This window comes from Sulfurospirillum sp. E15m (genome assembly GCF_059415145.1).
Map to the genome: position 1 here is coordinate 389,756 of NZ_JCAHZS010000001.1, position 22,821 is coordinate 412,576.

General features: G+C 39.0%; 22 protein-coding genes. 15 read left to right on the plus strand and 7 right to left on the minus strand.

Annotated elements, in window-relative coordinates; genetic code table 11:
* The first annotated feature begins 130 nt into the window (after positions 1-130).
* The 6 genes from AC5SLP_RS01990 to AC5SLP_RS02015 all read left to right on the plus strand — a co-directional run bounded on the left by AC5SLP_RS01990 (position 131) and on the right by AC5SLP_RS02015 (position 4,600).
* Positions 131-373, plus strand: coding sequence for an HP0268 family nuclease (locus AC5SLP_RS01990; protein WP_495253457.1), 243 nt, complete (start codon positions 131-133; stop codon positions 371-373).
* A 15-nt stretch (positions 374-388) separates the two neighbouring features.
* Positions 389-1,699, plus strand: a complete 1,311-nt coding sequence (gene miaB, locus AC5SLP_RS01995) for a tRNA (N6-isopentenyl adenosine(37)-C2)-methylthiotransferase MiaB (RefSeq protein WP_495253866.1) — start codon at positions 389-391, stop codon at positions 1,697-1,699.
* Positions 1,680-2,315 carry a lysophospholipid acyltransferase family protein gene (locus AC5SLP_RS02000; protein WP_495253458.1) on the plus strand — a complete coding sequence of 212 codons (636 nt, stop codon included), beginning with the start codon at positions 1,680-1,682 and terminating at the stop codon, positions 2,313-2,315. The genes miaB and AC5SLP_RS02000 overlap by 20 nt, the downstream gene beginning before the upstream one ends.
* 119 nt (positions 2,316-2,434) lie before the next feature.
* The gene (locus tag AC5SLP_RS02005) at positions 2,435-3,499 is read left to right on the plus strand and encodes a DUF8341 domain-containing protein (protein WP_495253459.1); all 1,065 of its coding nucleotides are present in this window, start codon (positions 2,435-2,437) and stop codon (positions 3,497-3,499) included.
* Positions 3,496-4,017 carry a hypothetical protein gene (locus AC5SLP_RS02010; RefSeq protein WP_495253460.1) on the plus strand — a complete coding sequence of 174 codons (522 nt, stop codon included), beginning with the start codon at positions 3,496-3,498 and terminating at the stop codon, positions 4,015-4,017. The genes AC5SLP_RS02005 and AC5SLP_RS02010 overlap by 4 nt, the downstream gene beginning before the upstream one ends.
* The gene (locus tag AC5SLP_RS02015) at positions 4,010-4,600 is read left to right on the plus strand and encodes a hypothetical protein (RefSeq protein WP_495253461.1); all 591 of its coding nucleotides are present in this window, start codon (positions 4,010-4,012) and stop codon (positions 4,598-4,600) included. Before AC5SLP_RS02010 ends, AC5SLP_RS02015 begins: the two co-directional genes overlap by 8 nt.
* Here the strand turns inward: AC5SLP_RS02015 and tilS are convergent.
* The 3 genes from tilS to panC all read right to left on the minus strand — a co-directional run bounded on the left by tilS (position 4,533) and on the right by panC (position 7,748).
* Positions 4,533-5,525 (minus strand): tRNA lysidine(34) synthetase TilS, encoded by a 993-nt coding sequence (gene tilS / locus AC5SLP_RS02020; protein WP_495253462.1) that lies wholly within the window; start codon positions 5,523-5,525, stop codon positions 4,533-4,535. The genes AC5SLP_RS02015 and tilS overlap by 68 nt on opposite strands.
* On the minus strand, positions 5,500-6,810 hold the full coding sequence (gene rimO / locus AC5SLP_RS02025; RefSeq protein ID WP_495253463.1) for a 30S ribosomal protein S12 methylthiotransferase RimO: 1,311 nt from the start codon (positions 6,808-6,810) through the stop codon (positions 5,500-5,502). The genes tilS and rimO overlap by 26 nt, the downstream gene beginning before the upstream one ends.
* Before the next feature lie 116 nt (positions 6,811-6,926).
* Positions 6,927-7,748, minus strand: a complete 822-nt coding sequence (gene panC / locus AC5SLP_RS02030) for a pantoate--beta-alanine ligase (RefSeq protein ID WP_495253464.1) — start codon at positions 7,746-7,748, stop codon at positions 6,927-6,929.
* Positions 7,749-7,853: 105 nt separating this feature from the next.
* Between panC and prfB the strand changes: the two genes are divergently transcribed.
* Genes prfB through AC5SLP_RS02050 form a run of 4 tightly spaced genes read left to right on the plus strand, consistent with a single transcriptional unit; the run spans position 7,854 to position 11,492 of the window.
* Positions 7,854-8,948 carry a peptide chain release factor 2 gene (gene prfB / locus AC5SLP_RS02035; RefSeq protein WP_495253465.1) on the plus strand — a complete coding sequence of 365 codons (1,095 nt, stop codon included), beginning with the start codon at positions 7,854-7,856 and terminating at the stop codon, positions 8,946-8,948.
* A 55-nt stretch (positions 8,949-9,003) separates the two neighbouring features.
* On the plus strand, positions 9,004-9,330 hold the full coding sequence (locus tag AC5SLP_RS02040; RefSeq protein WP_495253466.1) for a hypothetical protein: 327 nt from the start codon (positions 9,004-9,006) through the stop codon (positions 9,328-9,330).
* A 10-nt stretch (positions 9,331-9,340) separates the two neighbouring features.
* Entirely contained in the window at positions 9,341-10,735 is a 1,395-nt protein-coding gene (locus tag AC5SLP_RS02045) for a YdgA family protein (RefSeq protein ID WP_495253467.1), read from the plus strand.
* A 1-nt stretch (position 10,736) separates the two neighbouring features.
* Positions 10,737-11,492, plus strand: coding sequence for an EI24 domain-containing protein (locus AC5SLP_RS02050; RefSeq protein ID WP_495253468.1), 756 nt, complete (start codon positions 10,737-10,739; stop codon positions 11,490-11,492).
* Here AC5SLP_RS02050 and AC5SLP_RS02055 read toward each other — a convergent pair.
* From AC5SLP_RS02055 to rho, 3 genes are read right to left on the minus strand one after another with little or no spacing between them, the layout of a single operon-like run.
* The gene (locus AC5SLP_RS02055; RefSeq protein ID WP_495253469.1) at positions 11,489-11,986 is read right to left on the minus strand and encodes an asparaginase domain-containing protein; all 498 of its coding nucleotides are present in this window, start codon (positions 11,984-11,986) and stop codon (positions 11,489-11,491) included. The two genes, AC5SLP_RS02050 and AC5SLP_RS02055, sit on opposite strands and share 4 nt — an antisense overlap.
* Positions 11,987-11,988: 2 nt before the next feature.
* Positions 11,989-13,629 (minus strand): DNA polymerase III subunit gamma/tau, encoded by a 1,641-nt coding sequence (locus tag AC5SLP_RS02060; RefSeq protein WP_495253470.1) that lies wholly within the window; start codon positions 13,627-13,629, stop codon positions 11,989-11,991.
* A 23-nt stretch (positions 13,630-13,652) separates the two neighbouring features.
* Entirely contained in the window at positions 13,653-15,017 is a 1,365-nt protein-coding gene (gene rho / locus AC5SLP_RS02065) for a transcription termination factor Rho (protein ID WP_495253471.1), read from the minus strand.
* A 229-nt stretch (positions 15,018-15,246) separates the two neighbouring features.
* On the opposite strand from rho, the gene uppS reads away from it, so the two are divergent.
* The 5 genes from uppS (at position 15,247) to AC5SLP_RS02090 (ending at position 22,291) form a co-directional block, all read left to right on the plus strand.
* Entirely contained in the window at positions 15,247-15,924 is a 678-nt protein-coding gene (gene uppS, locus AC5SLP_RS02070) for a polyprenyl diphosphate synthase (RefSeq protein ID WP_495253472.1), read from the plus strand.
* Between the two features lie 129 nt (positions 15,925-16,053).
* Positions 16,054-19,107, plus strand: coding sequence for an EAL domain-containing protein (locus AC5SLP_RS02075; RefSeq protein WP_495253473.1), 3,054 nt, complete (start codon positions 16,054-16,056; stop codon positions 19,105-19,107).
* 78 nt (positions 19,108-19,185) lie between these two features.
* Positions 19,186-20,517: a hydroxylamine reductase gene (hcp, locus tag AC5SLP_RS02080; protein ID WP_495253474.1), complete on the plus strand. Its 1,332-nt coding sequence runs from the start codon at positions 19,186-19,188 to the stop codon at positions 20,515-20,517.
* A 153-nt stretch (positions 20,518-20,670) separates the two neighbouring features.
* Positions 20,671-21,180: a lipocalin family protein gene (locus AC5SLP_RS02085; protein ID WP_495253475.1), complete on the plus strand. Its 510-nt coding sequence runs from the start codon at positions 20,671-20,673 to the stop codon at positions 21,178-21,180.
* Positions 21,181-21,352: 172 nt separating this feature from the next.
* Positions 21,353-22,291 carry a putative phage abortive infection protein gene (locus AC5SLP_RS02090; protein ID WP_495253476.1) on the plus strand — a complete coding sequence of 313 codons (939 nt, stop codon included), beginning with the start codon at positions 21,353-21,355 and terminating at the stop codon, positions 22,289-22,291.
* An 89-nt stretch (positions 22,292-22,380) separates the two neighbouring features.
* Here AC5SLP_RS02090 and AC5SLP_RS02095 read toward each other — a convergent pair whose 3' ends face one another.
* Positions 22,381-22,755, minus strand: coding sequence for a nuclear transport factor 2 family protein (locus AC5SLP_RS02095; RefSeq protein ID WP_495253477.1), 375 nt, complete (start codon positions 22,753-22,755; stop codon positions 22,381-22,383).
* Between the last annotated feature and the right edge of the window lie 66 nt (positions 22,756-22,821).

The following is a 22,821-nucleotide window of genomic DNA, read 5'->3' on the forward strand; positions in this document are numbered from 1 at the left end:
TTTTTCTTTATAAAGATGCAATTGTGTGGTTTTAATGAGGAATTTATCGAAAATAAAGTATACTTCGCGATATATCTTTGTGCATGTTGGGCACATAACGATAATTTTTTCGACAGAAAAGAGGTTTACAATGGAAATTAAATTAGCCAGAAATGAAATTAATGGAAAACCAAAGACAATTACATTGGATAAAGTAACTGAGATTATTGAAAAAGATGGACAGAAAATTTTTTACTTTGACAAAGAAAATTCTCATAAAGACTTGGTCGCTTTAGTAGAGCATTTCGAAGAAAAAGGTTTTAGTGTTTACCTGCGCGATATTCGTTATGGTCTAGGAGAGAGCGATTACATGTACGAAGTACATATTCTTTAAGGCTTTATTTTGGGTATAAAAGAGGAAAAAAAGCTTTATATAGAGACCTTAGGTTGTGCGATGAATGTGCGAGACTCGGAGCACATTATCGCAGAACTAGGGGATAAAGAAAATTATGTTTTAACCAATAACGTCCAAGACGCTGATCTTATTTTGGTCAATACGTGTAGTGTACGTGAAAAACCCGTTAGTAAACTTTTTTCAGAAATTGGAAAATACAACCTTCAAAAAAAAGATGGCGCAAAAATTGGCGTGTGCGGATGTACAGCAAGCCATTTAGGAAAAGAGATATTTAAACGTGCCCCTTATGTCAGTTTTGTAATTGGCGCACGTAATGTTTCAAAAATTTCTACCGCTGTTAATACCGAAAAATTTTTAAGTGTCGATACAGATTATGACGAAAGTGCTTATGCTTTTGGCGAGTACCGAAATAGTCTTTATAAAGCGTACGTTAATATTTCCATCGGATGCGATAAAAAATGTACGTATTGCATTGTACCGCATACACGTGGCGAAGAGATATCTATTCCTGCTGAGTTGATTATCAATGAAGCACGAAAAGCTGCTCTTAGTGGAGCCAAAGAGATTTTTTTATTGGGGCAAAATGTCAATAACTATGGCAAGCGTTTTAGTGCTTCCGTAAAATATTCCATGGATTTTTCTGACCTTTTAAATCAAATAAGTGAGATTCCCGAAGTACAACGCATTCGTTTTACGTCACCTCACCCGCTTCATATGGATGATAAATTTTTAGAAACATTTGCCAATAATCCAAAAGTGTGTAAGTCCATGCACATGCCATTGCAAAGCGGCTCAACACATATTTTAGAGCAAATGCGTCGAGGTTATAGCAAAGAGTGGTTTTTAAACAGGGCTTTAAAACTAAGAGCGATGATTCCTGATGTATCGATTAGCACAGATATTATCGTCGGATTTCCTGGTGAAAGCGATGCCGATTTTGAAGATACGTTAGATGTCGTAAGGCAAGTCAAATTTGAGCAAATTTTTGCATTTAAATATTCCCCTAGACCTTTGACCAAAGCGGCAGAGTTTACCAATCAAGTAGATTCTGAAGTTGCTGCTAGAAGGCTTGAGCAACTACAATTGATTCAAGACGAAATCTTAGATGAAATTGCGGAAAGTAAACGCGATAAAGTCTATACCGTTTATATCGACGAACTTCGTAATAGCGGTTTTTTAGCAGGCAGAAGCGATAACAATGCGCTGGTGCAGATTAAAGGTGATGAGAGTTTGTTGGGTCAGAATGTTGATATTAAAATCACTAATCCAAAACGTCTTTCGTTATATGGCGAAATTGTTCTCTAAAAAAAACCGACGCAAAATCCTCGTCTGGATTTTGCCTCCACTCGTTTTTGTTTTTCTCAAACTTCTATACTTTACATGTAAAAAAAAGTTCCACATTACCACCAACGGCTCTTCAACACCAAGCCTCTATGCGATGTGGCACGGTGAGCTTTTAATGATGCCTTTTGCCTATTGGCACTATGCGCATCGAAAGAATGTCGACGCAATGATTAGTCGCCATTCTGATGGTGAAATGATAGCCAGACTCATCAAAATATTTGGCGGAAGTACAGTGCGAGGCAGCACATCCAAAGGTGGAAGCAGTGTCCTTCGTAGCGCATTAAAATCTTTAAAAGCGGGACGTGATATTGCGCTAACACCTGATGGACCACGTGGTCCTAGGCACAGTGTTGCCGATGGCATTGTCAATTTGGCGCAAATGCGCCATATCCCTATTATCACAATGAATTGCAAAGCCTCATCTTTTTGGCGTATGAAGAGTTGGGATGCCTTTTGTCTCCCTAAACCTTTTTGTACGTTAGAGTTCTATTTTGGAGAACCTTTTTATGTAGATGGTTTGAGTATGGAAGAAGCCAAAACACTGATACAAAAACAGCTTCAAGAACACGCGATTTAGCCTAAAAACAGCAAAATGGTACTGCTTTTGCTTCGTATTCTAGAAAACTTAAGCAAGATTAGTCTAATATATATCCTAAATTTACATAAGAGTAGCGACGTGAACAAAGAGTCTATGGCATGAGCATTAAAACAGTTCTTCAGAAAAAATTTCAGAACCTTTTTGTTGCTATTATGTTTAATGAAGCGGAGTGTCTGCTTCGTTGCAAAGTCTTAAAAGACGGCGCTCTTCAAAAAACATTTACCAAAGTTTTTCCTTTAAGTCTCCCTGTTGAAGCTCTCGATAAAAGTATTGAAAATTATTTAATGTCTCTCCAAGATGAATACCAGTTTGTCTATATCGCTTTTTTACTTGATTCAATGGGACAAGGTGCTATTGAAGGCGTAGGAAACAACAGTTTTAGCAAATACAGTGTTGATATGCATAATGTCCATCATGTCGCAATTTCGAATCAATGGAGTGCATATGCATCTTACATTGAAATCAAATGGGTTAAAAACCTCTTTTCAGAAGTCGGTGTGGACCTTATCTACTCGCCTTTCATCATTCTCAGCGATTTTATCGTTTCTCAAAAACTCAAAAGCAAACCTACCTGTTATATGCTTAATTGCCAAAATTTCTTTATTATTGCTGTTTTTAAAGAAAAACAGTTACTTTTTGGCGCCTTTTTTAAAACACAAAATGAATCTTCGTTTACCCATAACGCAAATGTGGATGATTGGGAAAATGAGCAAAAAGAAGAAGAGATTGTTTCTGAAAGTGAGATGCCAGAACTTGCCCAAGATGATAATGACAATTTAGATGACCTGAATGAACTAGGCGAATTAACGGATTTAGAAGATATTGATGACCTGCGTTCAGCAGACTCTTTTTCAGACATTGATGATAGAACTATTGGCCATTTTAAAGGCATGAGTGATGTCAAAGAAGAAGATATGAGTTTAGAGCTTTATGGCCGTGATTTGATGGTCTATAAGTATCTTAAATCGTCTTTAGAAGAGTATTATCATAATCCTTTGTATGTTAGTGAATTCATTGAAGAGATTATTATTTTCGATGGGTATGAAATCAGTTCGGATTTGATTCATCAGCTTGAAGATGAATTGATGATGGATGTTGAAATCCATAAAGTTGATGTGTGTGATCGTATGTGCGATATTGCAATGCAAGAGGTTTTTAAATGAGATACAGCTTTATAGCCCCTCGTCCAAAGCCTTTTTTATCACTCTTTAGCAAGATGTGGGTTATCTTTATTGCCCTTATGTCTGCATTTATGCTCATTTTCAATTTTTATATCGTGTATGAAGTACGGTCCTTTAAAACGGGTATCGTTGAATTGACCCAAGAACGTCAGATGCTAGAGACTAAAATCGATGAAGATGATGAATCTATCGGATTAATTTTACGCCAAAAAGCACTTTCTGAGGAGATTTTTTCCAACAACACATTGCTCAAAGAGAGTATGAAAAATCTTTTTGATTTAGTACCTGATCAAATAACGTTAAAAAAAGTACAAATGGAGCGTAATTCACTCATTTTATACGGTGTAACCCCCACCCAAGATACCTTTAATTTTTTATTAGCAGCGCCTCTGAAATCTATTTTTCATACCAGTAATACAACGTTTTATTTGACAAAAGAGGGATGGTACAATTTTGTGAGTGTGAACAAAATTCTTAGCGAGGATGGACTTGGTGAGTAGTTTTGATCGCAGCTTAGAAAAAATTGATTTAATGAAGCTGTTGCTTTTTTTAATGACGTTTATCATTATTACTTTTGCCTTTGTTTTTTTACTCATCATTCCCAATGTCAAAGACCATCGTGTTTTACAAGCAGAGCATAAGCGTGTATTGGTGCATAAAACGCGCGTTGAAAATCTTTTTTTAGAGCGTGAATCAGAACTCTCAAAACTCAAAGCCGAGAATGTGCATATTATCGGAGCGTTTAAACACCCTTTTACGCAAGAGGAGTTCATTCGTTATGCGGCTAAATTTTTTACACAAGTTTCATTGGTTGAGGTTACAAAATCAGATTATAAAAAAGAGTTTGTCGAATATGAGCTCAATGTGACATCCACACTAAAAACCCCTAAGAACTTCTATAACTTTTTAGAAGGGTTGAATCAATACAGCAATATTGTTCAAGCAGACTTTCCTATCCATCTTGAATCCAATGCTCAAAATATCTCATCCACCTTTAAAATTAAAGTGTATGATCTTAACGCAACGCGTGAGGTTCCAACTGTGAAGAAAAAAGGTAAGGGCGAATCTTCGAAGGAATTTTAGCTTTACGGCATGCTTCTTTAAATACTTTTGGCATCGCTTCTTTTACATAAGGAGCGATAAAAATAGTTTCTTCTTGAAAACAAACAGCAATCTTTCCTGCTATGACACACTCTTTGGTACGTAAAATTTCTTGACGTTCATCTTTGGAAAGAAGTTTTCCTAGGAGCTTTAAAATTTTATCAATTTGACGAATATTCAAAAGGTCATCGGTTTCTCTTTGAAGGATAAAAAGGTCTTTGATACGTTTGTAAGAGGTTTGAGGTAGCAAGCGTTTGACATCTTCTTGCAGATACACAAAACTTTGAGCGATACCGTTTTCATACTGCTCTAATAATGGCGTAGCAAAATGATGGCGAAAATGGTTGCGTAAGTGTTCCATGCTTGCATTACTTTCATCATTAAAGTAGCGATGATTGTGCGCTTGTAAAAAATCAAGAAGCGATGATTTTGTTACATGTAAAAGTGGCCTGATAAGTGTGTAGTGCTCTCTTTTTTCCATCTCTTGCATGCCTAGCATCTCTATCAATCCTGCACCACGGCTGAGCTGCATTAAAAACCACTCTAAGCGGTCTCCTAAATGGTGCGCACATAAAAGATTGGTATAGTGGTAAATCTCAATCAGCGTTTCAAAAAAAGCATATCGTTTTGTACGTGCATGGTGTTCAAAATTGGAAGCTTCTAATTTACATGTAAAAATAAAATAGTGTTTATGGTAGCGCTGACAGAGCTCTTTAGCATAAGCTTCTTCTTCATCGCTTTGCTCTCTTGTTTTATAATTAACAAACGCAACATCAAACGTAATGTTCTGTTCTAGAAGTAAAAAGAAGAGGGCAGTGGAATCTCCACCGCCTGAAAATGCTAAAAGATTTTTTTGATGAGAAAGCGTGTTAAGTGTTGCTTCATGCAACGGAAGTAATGGTTGCAATGAGCTTATCTCCAGCACGTTCACTGATGGTGGCTTTGTAGCACTTCCCAATGGCAATAGCCCCAATATCAGAATCATTGACTAAGATTTCGCCATCAATCGTTGGCGCCCAAAGCAGTTCTCTTGCTCCCATGAAAAATTCATGTTCACTGCTTTCACCTTCAATGAGAATACTCATCTCTTTACCTACTTCGCGTTCAAGGCTTTTAATAGTCTGTTTCGATACTAATTTATCCAGTTTTTTGATACGTTTATTAATCGTTTTAACATCAATTTTATCTTCCATTTCGTATGCGGAAGTGTCTTCTTCATCCGAATAGGCAAATATATTGACACGATCAAACTCAAATGTCTGCATGAAGCTCAAGAGCTCTTCAAACTCCGCTTCACTTTCTCCTGGATGTCCCACGATAAAGCTGGTGCGAATAAAACTGTTGGGTGCTTGGCGCATGAGCGTGAGTTGTTCAATAATACGCTCACGTCCCGCGCCTCGTTTCATGCGTTTGAGCATACTGTCGCTGATATGTTGAATCGGCATGTCAAAATAGTTATGAAACAAAGGCGAAGCGATAATGCGCTCAATGAGTGCATTAGACGTGGTGGTAGGATAAAGGTATAAGATGCGCGCACTTTTGACACCCTCAATAGCTTCAATGGCGTCTATGAGCTTGATAAGCCCCTCTTTTTCCCCTTGGTCCCTTAAATAAGAACTGCTGTCTTGTGAAATAAAACTAAAATCAAAAAATCCTTTGGCAACCAGTGCTTTAACCTCTTTAACCAAAGATTCGAGCGTGCGTGAAAAAAGTTTGCCTTTAAACCCTGGAATAGCGCAAAAACTGCACGCTTGATTGCAGCCTTCTGAGAGTTTGACGTACGCATGTGCGTTGGAGCCTGTAATGATGCGCTCTTCCTCATTAAGAAGATAAGTAGCAGGACTAAAACGATTTTGGCGTAAAGAGATAATTTCATCAATTTTATCGTAATCGCCAACACCGGTAAACAAATCGACTTCTTTGAGCTCTTTCGTCAAATCTTCTTTGTAACGCTCCGTTAAACACCCTGCCATGACTAAGAGTGAATTTTTTTTACGTGCTTCGTGTAAAGAAAAAATAGTATTTAAACTCTCTTCTTTCGCAGGTCCGATAAACCCACAGGTATTGACGATAAGTACGTCAGCCTGACTGGGGTCATCGCACAATTCGTACGCTTGGAGTTTTCCTAACATCACTTCGCTATCGACGAGATTTTTATTGCATCCTAATGAAACAAGATGTAGTTTTTTCAATGGTATCCTTAAAAAAGTTCTTGTGAACTTGATTCTATGCTTTCTGGCATTGCCAAAAAGCTACGTTAGCCGCATGGGCGCTGAAATTTACTTCCAATGAAGCAGAAAAAGGTGATTTAAACCCAAAGATTATCAATAAGACGCGTTGTACCGACTTTTGCACAAACTAAAATAATAGCGTTGCCTATTTCAAGTGTCGTTATTGTATCAAAATCACGATTTAAAATTTCCACGTATTCTACATGTAATGGTGCTAAAGCCTTTAACATTTCAGCTTGAATATTTGGGATATGGCGTTCGCCTTTGATAACTAAACGTGTCGCAACTTTGAGAGATTCGCACAGCTTGAGTGCTTCTTTACGTTCGGTGGGATTTAGATAAACATTGCGACTGGAAAGCGCAAGACCGTCATCTTCACGAACAATTTCGCATGGGACTATTTTTATATCTAAGAAAAGCGATTGCACCATATTTTGAATCATATAAAGTTGTTGGGCATCTTTTTTCCCAAAATAGGCACGTGTAGGTTTTGTAAGATTGAAAAGTTTTAAAACGACACGTAAGACACCATTGAAATGCCCAGGTCTTGTAAATCCTTCTAAAATATACGATTTTGAAGAAGGTGCTAAAATTGAAGGCTCAATAGACGCATACATCACTTCAGATGAGGGCATAAATAAAATAGCCACACCTGCAAATTCACAAATCTTGATATCGGCTTCGGGTTTTTTAGGGTATTTATCCAAATCCTCACCCTCTAAAAATTGGGTAGGATTGACAAAGATAGAGACAATAGTGTGGTCATTTTCAGCGGTAGATTGTTGAATTAATGAGAGATGACCATTGTGTAACGCTCCCATGGTAGGGACTAAACCAACTGAGCCTCTAAGCTCAGCTCTAGCCGCTTGAAGTTCATCAATTGTTTTTACTATTTTCATTTTAGGCACTTTTGAGTAAAATATCTTCTTAATGAAAGGTGCACATTCAAAGTGTTTGCTCTTCATTAGGAAACAAGAAAGCGTATTATAGCAAAAGGAATATATTTGGATAATTACGAATATACAGAACTTCTCAAAAAACTAACGATAAAAGTTGAAAATATCGCACAGATTATCAAACCTGATGATATTACGCAACGATTGCAAGAGATAGAAGCCATAGAGCAAAACCCAGAATTTTGGAATGATGCGAAGAGGGCCGCTGTGTTGCAAAAAGAGAAAACCTCCATTAGTTCATTGCTGAACCGCTACACCAAAGCCAAAAATGTTGTCTTTGATGCCCATGACCTTTATGAAATGGCCAATGCAGAAAATGATGAAGCAACGATTGATGAGTTGTTTAAGGATGCGGAACATTTAGAAGATCATATTACCAATCTTGAAATTGCCATGATGCTTAGTGGTGAGAATGATACGAAAGATGCCATTATCTCGATTCACCCAGGTGCGGGTGGAACGGAGAGCCAAGATTGGGCAAGCATTTTGTACCGTATGTATCTTAGATGGGCGGAACGCTGTGGATTTAAAGTCGAAGTGATGGACTATCAAGAGGGTGAAGAAGCGGGACTCAAAGATGTAACGTTTATCATCCGCGGTGAAAATGCGTACGGTTACCTCAAAGTCGAAAATGGGATTCATAGGCTTGTGCGTATCAGCCCGTTTGATGCCAATGCCAAACGTCATACTTCGTTTAGCTCGGTTATGGTCTCTCCCGAAGTGGATGATGACATTGATATCGTGATTGAAGACCGTGATTTAAAAGTCGATACGTACCGCTCAGGTGGCGCGGGTGGACAGCACGTCAATAAAACCGATAGTGCGATTAGAATTACACATATTCCAACAGGAATTGTAGTGCAATGCCAAAACGATAGGTCTCAGCACAAAAACAGAGCCACGGCAATGAAGATGTTAAAATCTCGCCTCTATGAATTTGAACTTGAAAAACAACAAGCGGAGAAAGACGGTGTTGAAAAAAGTGAAATTGGCTGGGGACATCAGATACGCAGTTATGTTTTAGCGCCGTATCAGCAAGTCAAAGACAATCGTAGCAATATCGCCTATTCACAGGTTAATACTATCTTAGATGGCGATATCTCAAAAATGATCGAAGATGTGCTCATCGCACAAAAGCGTTAAACGTGTTTAAAGGTGGTCTTTTGACCCAAAAGAATCAATTTATAGAAGGAAAGACATGGAAAAACAAGCTATTTTAACACAACTTGGATACAGTATCACCCCTAGTGTAGAAGCACAACTAACACGCGTTATTGCCAATACTATTGGTTTTGAAAATGTTGAAAAACATTTGATTGCACTCCACGATGCGCTTAAAACACATCACTCGTTTGTGGCACTTTCTAGCAATAAAGATTACTTTAAAATCAAAAATGAAGCTCTTGGTGAAGACATGATTGCATCTGTCAATGATATGATTGCGAAATGGTCGGAAAAATATAAAATTACGGTGGAAAAAGTTCCTAACAAAAATACCTATTATGTCATAGGTTATAAATCTTAAAAGGCTCTTTATGGCTAACGCGAAATACCTTATTGGTGCATCTATCGTAGCTGCTGCTATTGTTGCTACACCTTTAGTCATCTCAAAACAGATTGATTCCAAACTGGAAGAGAATCAGCGCCTTCTTGAAAAAAATGGCTTTAAACAAGAGATTATCAGTAAAAGCGGTTATCTCACAGGGAAACGAACGTTTACACTTGAAATAAGCGATGCTAAAAAAGCACGTGATTTCATGCTCAATGCATTAGTAGCTAAAAATGCTCAATATAAACTTTTCGCACAAAGTCTTAAAGACGAAACCAATGAAGGTATCAATGAAGCGTTTAACGGTCTTGGGTTTAAAGGAGAGATGATTACCTCTCATCTGTTCCCAAGCGAAGCCAAAGTCTCATTGACATTAGCAAAATTACCACAAGTCACTCAAGAAGAGATTGCCAAAGACCCTAAGGCATCAGGTGTTGTATTGCCTCTTCTGGAAAAAGGTATTTTTGGTGTCGATATGACCTTTAGTAGCGATGAAAAACTCAAAGCATTAAAACTCAAAGATATTAAAGAGAGTATTAATGTCGAAGAGGGAACCATTGATGTGGATACGCAAGGGCATACATTGACTTTAAATGAACGTGCGGGTATTGTTCATGGTGTCGTGGGCATTCAAAAGCAAAATCTAGGAGTGAAAGCCGCAGATTTTACGGTTCAGAGTAATCTTGAAAACTTCTTATATACGTTTGATTATCAAGATGATTTGAACAATAAAGGCGAACTCTCTTTGGAGCATTATGCGTTTGATACCAAAGATGCGTACTCAGCTGTTTCTTTTTCAATGGGTGCTATGAAAGTGACCAGTAGTGCGGAAGATGTTCGTAAAGAGTGGAGCTTAAAAGCAGATTACGCTTTAAACAATCTTTCGTTTACCAATGCCCTTGCTGAAGAGGTCAAGCTGAATACATTGTTAGCAAACCTTTCTCTTAAAGGATTGCAAAGTGAGAGTATTAAAAAAATCCAAGCTGACTACAATGCAATGGTGCTTGCTCCTGAAAGTGGCGGTGAAAAAGCGTTGATTGATGATTTTGTTGCGCTTGTAAGACACGGAATGGTTTTTGATTTTAACATTGGACTCAAAGCACTTTCCGGCACACTAGCGCTGAAAGATGTCTCTATCAATACGACATTGCAAATCGCAAAAAATGATTTTAGCGACCAACAAAGTCCTCTTGCCTTAATAGGATTATTGGATGTAACGTCTAAAGTGAAAATCCATAAAGAGGACCGTGCGACACTTGAAGCATTGCAATTAACCGCTCCACAAGATTTTGAGCTTGGTCGTGCTGATGGAGATTATTTTGTGTACGATGTGACCTTTAAACAAGGGGTCATAAGCGTTAATGGCCAAATAATCCAATAAAATGATGGCACCTCAATCTTCTTTTCAAACCAACATCTTCACACAGGCTCTTGGAGATACACTCTCTCCAAGAGTTCTTTTTGTCTCTTTGCTCTCTTTTATCCTAACGATTGCCTTTTTTATTGGCGCTATATGGTTAATGTTTGGAGGCATCGGTGCTCTTAGCCTCTGGATAACCCAGTGGCTTCAAGGCTTTGAAGGTAATTTAGAGCAAACGTGGCTTTTTAGCCTTGTTTCACTTTTCTTAATTACAAAAACAATTGTCGGTATTTTGCTTTTTCTAACATCGGCGATTGTGATTTATTATCTTTTTTTGATGGTCTATTCGGTCATCGTGGGGCTGTTTGCAGGCTATTTTATCAAAGAGATTGGAACGCGCTATTATCCTAGCGTGCATGTCAAAGGGATTGACCTTATTAGTTATTTATGGTTTGTACTTAAAACCATTTTGATTACGGTGATTTTATTTATTTTACTCTTGCCGTTGGCTTTTGTTCCTTTACTCAATTTTGGACTGTTATTTCCTGTTTATTATATGTTTCATAAACTCTTGGTGTTAGATGTCTCTTCGATGCTCAATTCAAAAGAAGAGTATCTTAGATTAAAAAAAGAGTGTTCAGGACAGTTAAGAGGTATATCGCTTGTCTGTTTTGCGCTAACGCTTATCCCTTTTTTAGGAGTGGTGATTTATCCGTATTATGTGATTGTGATGAGCCACTTTATCTTTCGAAGAACCAAAGAGATTCGAGCCGTTTAATAAGCAGGCTCGAAAATCCCTTTTTGTCTGTTTTTGTAGATTTTGCTGTGCGTTGCTACCATGCCATGCATTGCAATGTAAACGCCTGCTGTATCGTTATTGCTTAGATGACCTAATGCCATCATAAAATTAGCCGTTGCTTCAATCCCATCAATGCTAAAAGGCACCATCGCTCCTGTGAGTGTGATGACTTTTTCTTTTACATGTAATGCTAAAAATGTTGCTGTTACATCCATCGTATCGGTACCATGAATGATAAGTACTTTTGCATGAGAAGACTGCTGAATCGTTTTTGCGATAAGTTCACGGTCTGCTTCATTCATCTCAAGACTGTCTTTGTGAACGATGTTGATTAGCTCATAAGGAGTATTGTAGCAGTAACGCAAAATTGCCTCAACGGCGATACCGTCTTTGGGAACTTCAAGTTCTCCTTTAAGAGGATTGTAGCGTTTATTAAATGTTCCGCCGGTATTGATGATAAGAATTTTATCCATAATTATACTTTCTGCCTTATTTGAATTTTTTGTGGGTCAAACAGTTCTGTTGCGCGTTGCACAAAAGGCGTATTTAAAATCTCTTTAGCATCGACTTCACGCTGTTGTGCCATCATTGCTCCTGTTGCGCAACTCTCGCTTTGCGGAGATTCGTCAAACGTGGAGTTTTCAACCATTGAGTAACTCTCTTCATTGGCGCTGAGTTCTGCATCGTGAAATTGTTGCTCTAATGTTGGTTGAGGCTCAGGTTCAGGTTCAGGAGTGACTTTATTGATTTTAATTTTGGTCTCAAGCCCAAAAAGCTCTTGTACAAAATGTTTGATAATTCCATAATGCGTGTTAAGTGTTTTTGCATTTTCATCTTCGGCACTGGAATTGAGCGTGAGCGTGTTTTCGTCAAAACTAACAAAACGAATGTGTGTTTTAAAACATTCGCCGAGTTCCACGTTACGGTCTAACAATTTGTCGCAAAGACGCGTAAAAAGCTGTGCCGTCGTTACGCCTTGGTCTTTTACATGTAAAACTTCTTCGCTTGGAATCTCTTCTTCTTGTGGTTGCGGTTGCGCAGGAGTCGGGAGACGAAATTTTTCATGTTCGAGTGAGTCTATCATCTCTTCAATCGTTTTAATATTGGTTGCTTCCACCATTTTAAAGAAGACCAATGAAAGCACAAAACCATTGTTAGCGTTGATGTACAAAAGGCTTTTGGATTCACTTAAGATTTTGAAAAAGCGCTCGTATAACAGTGTTGAAAATCTTCGATCTTGCTCAAAAAAGGCATTTTTCAGATACGCGATAAGTTCGTCAATGACGATTTCACACTCATAGGCTTCAAACTCTTTGATGAGGTGCAATAATTCGTTTTTATTGCCATTTAAAATGGCGGTGAAAATCGTTTCAAGTTGGGTTGGGTCTAACAGCCCTAACATTGAAGCCACATTTTGAGGTGTGATATAACCTTTAGAATAGATAATCGCTTGGTCAAGTAGCGTCAGTGTGTCACGCAAAGAGCCGTTACCTGCTCTACTGAGCATCTCTAGGGCTTCTTTTTCATACTCGATATTTTCAAGATTTAAAATATGACACAGGTGATTGACCACATCGGCAGTTTTAATTTGTTTAAAACGAAAATGTTGCGCTCGCGATAAAATCGTAGCTGGCAGTTTCAATGGGTCTGTTGTTGCAAGAATAAACTTAACATACGGTGGTGGCTCTTCAAGGGTTTTTAACAGTGCGTTAAATGCTTGCGTTGTGAGCATATGAACTTCGTCAATAATGAAGATTTTAAAACGCGCACTGCTGGGTTTGTATTTGGTACTTTCAATGAGCTCGCGAATGTCATCAATACCACGATTGGACGCAGCGTCCATCTCGATAATGTCAATATGGCGGTTTTCGTTGGCACTGAGACAATGATCGCACGTCTCGCAAGGTGTTGCCGTTGGGCCTTGTTCACACACAAGCGCTTTTGCAAAGATACGTGCAGTTGAAGTTTTACCACTTCCCCGTAGACCGGAGAAAAGATAGGCGTGTGAGAGCCTATCTTGGTTGAGCGCAAGTGAAAGTGTTTGCGTAATGGATTCTTGACCTATCAGCTTGTCGAAAGAAGAAGGTCGGTATTTTAGGGCAAGTACTTGTGACACAGCGCTACCTTTGTAAGAAAATTTTATTCATTCATAATGGACAGGAGTTCTTCGTTATCCTTTGTTTTAAGCATTTTAGCGTAAAGGAATTTAAGGGCTTCTACATCATCCATTTGGTTGATAGCACTTCGAAGTGCCCATACTTTTTGAAGTCTATCTGGCGTAAGAAGGAGTTCTTCTTTTCTTGTACCAGATTTCATGATATTCACCGCAGGGTAGATTCTTCTATCAGAGATATTTCTATCGAGAACGATTTCACTGTTACCTGTACCTTTAAACTCTTCAAAGATAACTTCATCCATTCTACTTCCCGTTTCAATCAAAGCTGTTGAAATAATCGTGAGGCTACCGCCATCTTCGATATTACGTGCTGCACCAAAGAAACGTTTTGGTTTATGAAGAGCATTGGCATCCACACCACCACTGAGTACTTTACCGCTTGAAGGTGTAACGGTGTTGTACGCACGTGCTAAACGGGTGATAGAATCTAGAAGAATGATAACATCTTTGCCCATTTCCACACGACGTTTTGCTTTTTCAATCACAAGGTTTGCTACGCGAACGTGATTTGATGCTGGCATATCAAACGTTGAGCTATAGACTTCACCTTGCACACAACGTTGCATATCGGTTACCTCTTCAGGTCTTTCATCAACCAGTAAAACGATCAGTTCAGCTTCGGGATGATTGCGTGCGATGCCGTGAGCAAGCTCTTTCATAAGCTCAGTTTTACCACTACGTGGCGGTGCTACGATCAAACCACGCTGACCTTTTCCGATAGGCGTAAAGAGGTCAAGTACACGTCCTGTGATTTTCATCGGGTCGTATTCGAGTTTGATTTTTTCTGTTGGATAAAGAGGCGTCAGGTTTTCAAAAAGAGGTCTTTTTTTACTCTCTGCAAGAGGAAGGTAATTAATCGCTTCGATTTTTAAAAGCGCGTAGTAACGCTCTTGATCTTTGGGTGGGCGCACTTGTCCTGTAACGATGTCACCCGTACGAAGCGCAAATTTCTTTACTTGTGTGCTACTGACATACGCATCATTGGCACTGTCTGAGAAGTTTGCATCCATCGCACGTAAAAAGCCATACCCTTCTCCAGCGATTTCTAAAATGCCCGTAAAAAGAATAAATCCGCCTTGATTAACCTGTGATTTTAAAATCTCAAACATCAAATCTTGACGTTTTAATTCGTTTGGATTTTCAATCCCCAGTTCCGTAGCGATTTCTAAAAGTTTTTCGAGTGGGGTTGTTCTAAGACTTTCGATTTTGTAGCCATCAACGGGGACGTGAGTACGTGATTTTGTATGATGATTTGGTTTTGTTTGTCCGTTAGTTGGGGCTGGGGTGGCGCAGGGCTGTGCCGTTGAGGATGGAGTGTTTCCGCTCATTGTACCTTCTTATTGTTATTTTGATCGTTCATGAAGCTAGAGTCTCTCGATGTGAAAAAGTCCACTAAGATAGAGTTGCTTGAGTCGATTTTAATGAGACTACTTTGTGAGAATTCTAAAAAGTAGCGATGGTGTAATTTTAGTCAAAGTGGCAAGATTTGTCAAGGTGGGCTAAAGAGAAAAAAGATAAAATGGCGCTCATAAATTGTAAGCTCAAAAGAAGTAAAGAATGAATGATTTAGTGCATTTAGCGATTATTATGGATGGGAATGGCAGATGGGCACAACGTCAAGGTAAAGAGCGCTCCTTTGGTCATAAAGTGGGTGCAAAAAAAGTGCGCGAAATTACGAAATATGCCGCCAAAATGGGCATAAAATACCTCACGCTTTATGCCTTTAGCACCGAAAACTGGAATCGTCCTAAGGCTGAAGTCAGTGTTTTAATGAAACTACTTTCTAAGTATTTGCACAGTGAAATTCCTACACTTCTTGAAAACAATATCTGTTTTGATGTCATCGGCGACGTGAGTAAGTTTTCTGTCGCTCTTCAAAAAGAGATTGCTTATGCCAAAGAGGCGACACAGCACTGTACGGGGCTCAGGCAAATTCTTGCGATTAATTATGGCGCTCAAGATGAAATTCTTCGCGCGATGAATAAATGTTTACATGTAAAAGGTGAAATCACCAAAGAAATTTTAGAATCCAACCTTGACACGGCTGGCATTCCTCCTGTGGACCTTCTGCTTCGAACAGGCGGTGATTACCGACTTTCAAACTTCTTGCTTTGGCAATCTGCATATGCGGAACTTTTTTTTACAAAAACCTTATGGCCTGAGTTTTCTATGGGAGAATTAGAAGCCATTATCTCCGAGTACACCTCCACTGAAAGACGTTACGGCAAAATTTGACAAAGAAACAAAAGCATGACAATTTAAATTTTGGTATAATAAAAAAGAATTACAAATATCATTAAACAGAATAGTGCTATACTGTGTGTTGGAAGTTTTGATAATTCGTCAATAAAAGAGTGAGTTATCATGAAAAAGTATTTTGTCATTGTTCTATTTTGTTTATGTCAATTTTTAAGTGCAGAAGAAGCTCTTCGCCTTGGAATCTTAGCATTTCGCCCCAAAGAGCAGGCCATACAACAGTGGCAGCCTTTTGCAACTTATCTTCAAAATACGATAGGGAAACCTATTGCGCTTCATATTTACAATTACCCAGAATTCACACAAGCCGTTGCCAATCATGAAGTCGATATTATTTTAACCAACCCCGGTCATTACATTGTTTTGAAACATAAATTTAAACTCTCCGCACCACTTGTCACTCAAATCACCCAAAAAGAGCATGTCATACTCACCCAATTTGCAGGGGTGATGTTTACGCGCAAAGACTCACCTATCTCAACGCTACGCGATATGGAAGATAAACATATCGCGGTTACCAATACCAATTCCTTAGGTGGGTATCAGATGCAGGCATATGAATTGGCACTTCATAACATTTATCCCAAGGACACACACCTTATCATAACAGGAATGCCCCACGATAAAGTCATTCAAGCCGTATTGTCTTCGGAAGCAGATGTAGGATTTGTTCGAACCAATGTCTTAGAGGACATGGTGCATGAGGGAAAACTAAACGTATCGGATATTAAAATTATCAATGAGCAAAAAAACCCCAATTTCCCGTTTCTTCACTCCACAAGGCTTTATCCAGAATGGCCTTTGGTCGTTGTGCCAAGCTTTGATGAGCATATCGCACGCGCTTTAACCGTTGCTCTTTTAGCCCTTCCTTCGCAGAGCGATGTGGCTAAGAGCGCTCAGATTTATGGCTTTACCGTTCCCTCTGATTACAAAGGGGTAGAAGATGCACTGCGAATGCTTCGTGTACCGCCTTTCGAAGAAGCACCTAAATTTACACTTGGGGATTTTTGGGCACGTTATTTCAAACATATTACGCTCATCTTAGTTGGGTTTCTTTTGTTCGTGTTAGGTGTTGGCATACAGCTATTTCGTCAAAATAGGCGCATAAGGCGCAATGAAAGACACTTGCTTTCCGTACAAGATAGTTTGCAAAGTACTCTTGATGCTATTCCTGATGCATTGTTTGAAATGAGCCTTGATGGGATTTATTTTAGTGTGAGAAGAGCACCTATGCATACGGGTTTAGCCGCTCAAAGTCTTATTGGTAAGAAGGTGTACGAAATTTACCCGCAGTCTGTTGCAGATGTCTTTATGGAAGCTCTTCAAGAGGCCAATAGAGAAGGGCATGCTTTTGGGTATCAATTTTCATTGAATTTAAACTCTAACATACGTTGGTTTGAGCTTTCTGTTTCCAAGAAAAAAGAGATGCATACCGTAGCACATTTTATTGTCTTGTCCCATGATGTTACGGATCGTAAAGAGTCAGAAGCGAAACTCAAACTTGCTGCAAGCGTTTTTACGTATGCAAGAGAAGGCATTATGATTACCAATGCTTCGGGTGAGATTGTGGATGTCAATGAAACGTTTACGAGCATTACAGGTTTTACACATGAAGAGGTCATTGGGCAAAATCCGCGTTTCCTAAAATCGGGTAGGCAAGGAGAGGCGTTTTATCAACAAATGTGGCAATCTTTGATTGAGAAAGGGCATTGGTATGGCGAAATTTCCAATCGCAACAAATCGGGTCAAGTCTATATCCAAATGACCAGCATCAGTGCCATTTATGATGAAAACGGAAATGTACAGTCTTACGTTGCGCTTTTTACAGACATCACAACGATGAAAGAGCATGAAAAACAGCTTGAATATATCGCTCACTACGATGCGCTCACCTCTCTTCCCAATCGTGTTTTATTTGCAGATCGCCTCAGGCAAGCGATGGCGCAAACGGAGCGCAGAAAAAAAGAGTTGGCGGTAGTTTATTTGGATTTGGATGGGTTTAAAGTGATTAATGATCAATACGGACACCATGTGGGCGATGAGCTTTTAGTCATCATTGCAGGACGCATGGAAGAAGCACTGCGCCAAGGCGATACCATCTCAAGGCTCGGGGGCGATGAGTTTGTCGCTGTTTTAAGTGATCTTAAAAGCCAAGAGGAGTGTACGCCCATCTTGGAACGATTGCTTCTTGCCAGTTCAGAACCGGTTGTGATTAATGACACTATTATACAAGTTTCCAGCAGTATTGGTGTCACGCTTTACCCTAGAGATGGCGTGGATGCAGAACAGCTTTTAAGACACGCAGACCTTGCCATGTACCAATCCAAACAAAGCGGAAAGAACCGCTACCACTTTTTTGACGTCGAGTATGACAGGTCTGTAAAAGAGCAAAATGAGAGCCTTGAAAGCATTCTTTCTGCCATTAATAATAATGAATTTGTCCTTTACTATCAGCCTAAAGTGAACCTTAGAACGCATAAACTCGTGAGTGTTGAAGCGTTGATTCGGTGGAGACATCCTGAAAAAGGATTTTTACTTCCACATGCTTTTTTACCGATTGTAGAAGATCACATACTAAGCATCAAACTGGGGGAATGGGTCATCGAGCGAGCTTTTCAACAGATGAGTGCGTGGATAAAAGAGGGGGTGTATCTATCGGTGAGTATTAACGTTGGTGCGCGACAACTTCAAGATGCAAACTTTACAGATTACTTGCAAAGCATGTTACTTCGCTATCCTGATGTTCCAGCACACCTTGTGGAATTAGAAATTTTAGAAACCAGCGCACTAGAAGATATGGCGCATGTCTCACACATTATGCATGCGTGTAAAACGTTAGGCGTTCGCTTTGCCTTGGATGATTTTGGTACGGGGTATTCGTCACTGAGTTATCTAAGAAAATTACCGATTGATATTTTAAAAATAGACCAAAGTTTCATCTTCAATCTTCTTAATGACCGTGATGACCTTGCCATCGTTGAGGCGGTTGTGGGGCTCAGTAAAGCGTTTGATCTCAGCGTTATCGCCGAAGGCGTTGAAACGCAAGAACATGCGGAGTTGCTTTTAAAACACGGATGTGAGCTAGCGCAAGGCTATGGCATCGCACGCCCGATGCACCCAGATACCATCATCGCTTGGAGCCATTCTTCTTTTTACATGTAAAAGTCTTGATTGAGATCAATCAATGACATAAAACGATCCTCTTGATAAGATTCTGTCAAATTTTAATTAGGAGAGTTTATGTCTTTAAACATGTTATGTGATCAATGCTCTATGAGTGCAATCGGTGGCTGTGGTTCTAAAGGTCAAGAGGTAGGAACGTGTGGCAAAGATGCCAACTTGGCGAAACTTCAAGATATCATGATTTACGGTCTTAAAGGGCTCAGTGCGTATAGAACCCACGCGAATGAATTTGGTGCAGACACTAAAGAAGTCGATGACGTCATCGCTCAAACACTTTACTTCACCCTTACCAACGTAAACTTCAACTTTGACGACCACATCGCTCAACTGATGAAAATCGGCTCTGCGGGTGTTAAAATGATGGACATTCTTACTGAAGCACACACTTCTCACCTTGGCATTCCAACACCTGTTCGCATCTCTCAAAACAAAGCAGAAGGCAAAGCGATCTTGGTCAGCGGACATAATCTTGATATGCTCTTAGAACTTCTCAAACAAACCGAAGGTAAAGGCATCAACATCTACACGCATTCTGAGATGATCCCAGCGCACGGTTACCCAGAACTTCGAAAATACGCACACCTTAAAGGTAACATCGGTAAATCATGGTTTGACCAAACCAAACTCTTCGAGCAATGGGGCGGAACCATCATCGTGAACACGAACTGTATCGTGCCTCCAAAATCAAACTCAACCTATGTTGATAGACTCTACACATACGACATCGTAGGCATCAAAGAGGGCAAAAAAATTCACAATAACGACTTTAGCGAAATCATCGCTCAAACATTAGCACTCCCCGATGTCACAGGTTTTGATAGTGAAGAGACACTCATAACGGGTCACCACTATAAAACCATCTTAGGTCTTGCTCCACAAATCTTAGAAGCGGTTAAAGCAGGCAAAATCAGCCAGTTTTTCGTTATCGCGGGTTGTGATGCCCCAGGAAGTGGCGGGGAATACTACCGAAAAATGGCAGAGAGTTTACCGAACGACTGTGTGATTTTAACATCAAGCTGTGGTAAATTTAGATTTAACGACATCGACTTTGGCACGGTGGCAGACACAGGCATACCTCGTTACCTCGACCTTGGTCAATGCAACGACAGCAACGGTGCAGTACACATTGCCCTTGCCCTTGCTGGCGCACTGGGTGTTACGGTGCATGATTTACCAGTCTCTATCGTTCTAAGTTGGATGGAGCAAAAAGCAGTTCTTATTCTTCTAGGACTCTTTAGCCTTGGTATCAAAAACATCTATCTTGGACCAAAACCACCACAATTTGTGAACGACGACATCTTCTCTTTCTTGCAAGAGAACTTTAACTTGCATTTGACCGATGATGCGGCATCTGACACTGAAAAATTACTGCTTAAAAAACCTGCGTAAATCGTTACATGTAAAATAAGGAAGCTTCGTTAGAGGCTTCCTTCGCCTCTCAATTTTATGCCAAATATTAAACGCATAGATTAGATTTAAGATCAGCATCAAAAGAGCCTTTTTTGAGTGTATACTTTTACCATTACTCAAAAAGGAGTCTCTATGTTCAAAATGTTCATCACTTTTATCTGCTCCTTTCTTTTTCTAGGCTGTGCCAAACACTACGCACCGCTTCCAACGGTTGAAAAAGTGGATCTAAGCCGATACCTTGGCACGTGGTACGAGATAGCAAGGTATGACCACTCGTTTGAAAAAGGCTGTACCCATGTGTCGGCAACCTACGCGCTCAATGACGATGGAAGCATCAACGTCCTCAACCAATGCACGAAAGAAGACGGAACCCACAAAGAAGCCAAAGGCATCGCCTACGCAGTAGATGCGACAAATTCAAAGTTACGAGTAAGCTTTTTTCGACCTTTTTACGGTAATTATTGGGTGTTGATGTTAGATGAAGACTATACCTACGCGCTCATAGGCGAACCCAGCCGCGAATACTTATGGATACTCTCTCGCTCAAAAAGCATCGATGAAGCGACAAAACATAAGATTTTAAATAAAGCGCAAGAGTATCGCTACGACACCAGTAAGCTTTTGTGGGTGAAGCAGGAGTGAGGATAGCGCAAAGATTCTTTAAGTTACGATAGGCTTTCTTTTTTGTAAGAGAATTTTAGTGTGCATTTGAGGAGGAAAGTAGCTGTTTAAAAACTTACGTACGTCCTTACATGTAAAATTTTCTCTCCTAATAAAAAAGTATATAATATGCTTTTTTAATCAAAGGAATTTTATGTCAACGTCCAATAAAGACAAACTATCAAAATTAAAATATCTCCTACCCTTTGCCACTTTTCTTTTTTTAGCTACATTAGGTATATATTTTTATAATTTTCACAATAGCTTTTCAGCAACTCATGATGAATGGGGAACTTTTGGTGATTTTATTGGTGGTACACTCAATCCTATTTTTGCTCTTTTTACTCTTTTTGCGATTATCTATACAATAAAAATTCAAACTGAAGAGCTTGAACTTTCAAGAGAAGAGCTAAAAGCTACAAGAGAAGAATTAGCAAAATCAAGTCAAGCGCAACAAGAACAAAGTGACTCTTTTAAGATACAAAATGATTCTATAAAGCTTCAGTCATTTGAAAATACTTTTTTTCAGTTAATGAGTTTATTTTTAAAAACACGAGAACATCTAAAAATTACTTTAAATAATGAAAATGGTTTTGCGTCAGTAAATCACACAAGAGAATATATTAATTTTTATAGTTCTAATACAAAATTTTATAAAGGGCAATTTGTTGCATATGAGGCAATAAACCAATATCTTGAAATTTTGAAAGAAATTTATAGTTTGAACTATAATAAATTTAATAAAAAATATGAAAGTTATACTGGGACATATTTTATTCAAATCTATCAAATTTTAAAATTTATAAAATACAGCCAAATTGAAGATAAACAATTTTATGTCAATCTTTTAAGAGCACAATTTACCAAAGAAGAATTAGAATTTTTGTTTTATCATTGCCTTGGAAGTATAGGGGAACGAAAATTTAAAGCACTAGTGGAAGAATTTGAGTTTTTTGAACATTTGATATTGAACGATGGAATCGAGATAAAATTATTTCATTATTCAGAAAAAGCATTTGGAGAAAATGAAACAATTTTATCAAAACATAAAGAACTTAAAAAAGAAATGGATAGTAAAGATTTTGATTATTAGCTCTTTACATGTAAAGCTATGAAAAAAAGGGTCAGAACTAAGATTTGAACTTTTATTTACTTAATACAAATACTTTTACATGTAAAAAATCAAGCCCTATCCACAATGCTTACAATCTTCCCATCACGAAATGTAAACTCTGAGCGTCCTTGGAGTTGGAGGAGCTCGCCTGCTTTTAGTCCGTTGGGCAGGTCGATGGCGAGGACGGCTTCAAATGCGACGTCGATGCATGTTTGAGTCTCGTTTGTTTCGACGTTGGTGATGGTTTGTTTGCGTGAAGTAAAGAGGCTTTTAGACTGTTCGGCGAGGGTGCGAAAGGCTTCGATGCCGTGTGTTTCAGCGTTGATTTCGCCATTGGTAATGTTTTGAAATGCAATATTGGGGTGAAGCGTGCTGAGCATGGTTGTGATGTCAAAGGCATTGTATGCTTCGATGTAGCGCTCGATCAGTTGTAAATGATTCATAATGTATTCCTACAATAATTGTTATGAGTCAATTATAGCAAATGGGATAAGCGAATAAGCGGCTAA

Bases quoted from the DNA above. Each gene is read 5' to 3' on its own strand.
- AC5SLP_RS02095 (WP_495253477.1), bottom strand. From the start codon at position 22,755: ATGAATCATTTACAACTGATCGAGCGCTACATCGAAGCATACAATGCC.
- AC5SLP_RS02010 (WP_495253460.1), top strand. From the start codon at position 3,496: ATGAGATACAGCTTTATAGCCCCTCGTCCAAAGCCTTTTTTATCACTC.
- AC5SLP_RS02040 (WP_495253466.1), top strand. From the start codon at position 9,004: ATGGAAAAACAAGCTATTTTAACACAACTTGGATACAGTATCACCCCT.
- panC (WP_495253464.1), bottom strand. From the start codon at position 7,748: ATGAAAATAGTAAAAACAATTGATGAACTTCAAGCGGCTAGAGCTGAG.
- AC5SLP_RS02045 (WP_495253467.1), top strand. From the start codon at position 9,341: ATGGCTAACGCGAAATACCTTATTGGTGCATCTATCGTAGCTGCTGCT.
- AC5SLP_RS02005 (WP_495253459.1), top strand. From the start codon at position 2,435: ATGAGCATTAAAACAGTTCTTCAGAAAAAATTTCAGAACCTTTTTGTT.
- AC5SLP_RS02075 (WP_495253473.1), top strand. From the start codon at position 16,054: ATGAAAAAGTATTTTGTCATTGTTCTATTTTGTTTATGTCAATTTTTA.
- AC5SLP_RS01990 (WP_495253457.1), top strand. From the start codon at position 131: ATGGAAATTAAATTAGCCAGAAATGAAATTAATGGAAAACCAAAGACA.
- rho (WP_495253471.1), bottom strand. From the start codon at position 15,017: ATGAGCGGAAACACTCCATCCTCAACGGCACAGCCCTGCGCCACCCCA.
- uppS (WP_495253472.1), top strand. From the start codon at position 15,247: ATGAATGATTTAGTGCATTTAGCGATTATTATGGATGGGAATGGCAGA.
- AC5SLP_RS02055 (WP_495253469.1), bottom strand. From the start codon at position 11,986: ATGGATAAAATTCTTATCATCAATACCGGCGGAACATTTAATAAACGC.
- AC5SLP_RS02000 (WP_495253458.1), top strand. From the start codon at position 1,680: ATGGCGAAATTGTTCTCTAAAAAAAACCGACGCAAAATCCTCGTCTGG.
- AC5SLP_RS02050 (WP_495253468.1), top strand. From the start codon at position 10,737: ATGATGGCACCTCAATCTTCTTTTCAAACCAACATCTTCACACAGGCT.
- AC5SLP_RS02085 (WP_495253475.1), top strand. From the start codon at position 20,671: ATGTTCAAAATGTTCATCACTTTTATCTGCTCCTTTCTTTTTCTAGGC.
- AC5SLP_RS02090 (WP_495253476.1), top strand. From the start codon at position 21,353: ATGTCAACGTCCAATAAAGACAAACTATCAAAATTAAAATATCTCCTA.
- hcp (WP_495253474.1), top strand. From the start codon at position 19,186: ATGTCTTTAAACATGTTATGTGATCAATGCTCTATGAGTGCAATCGGT.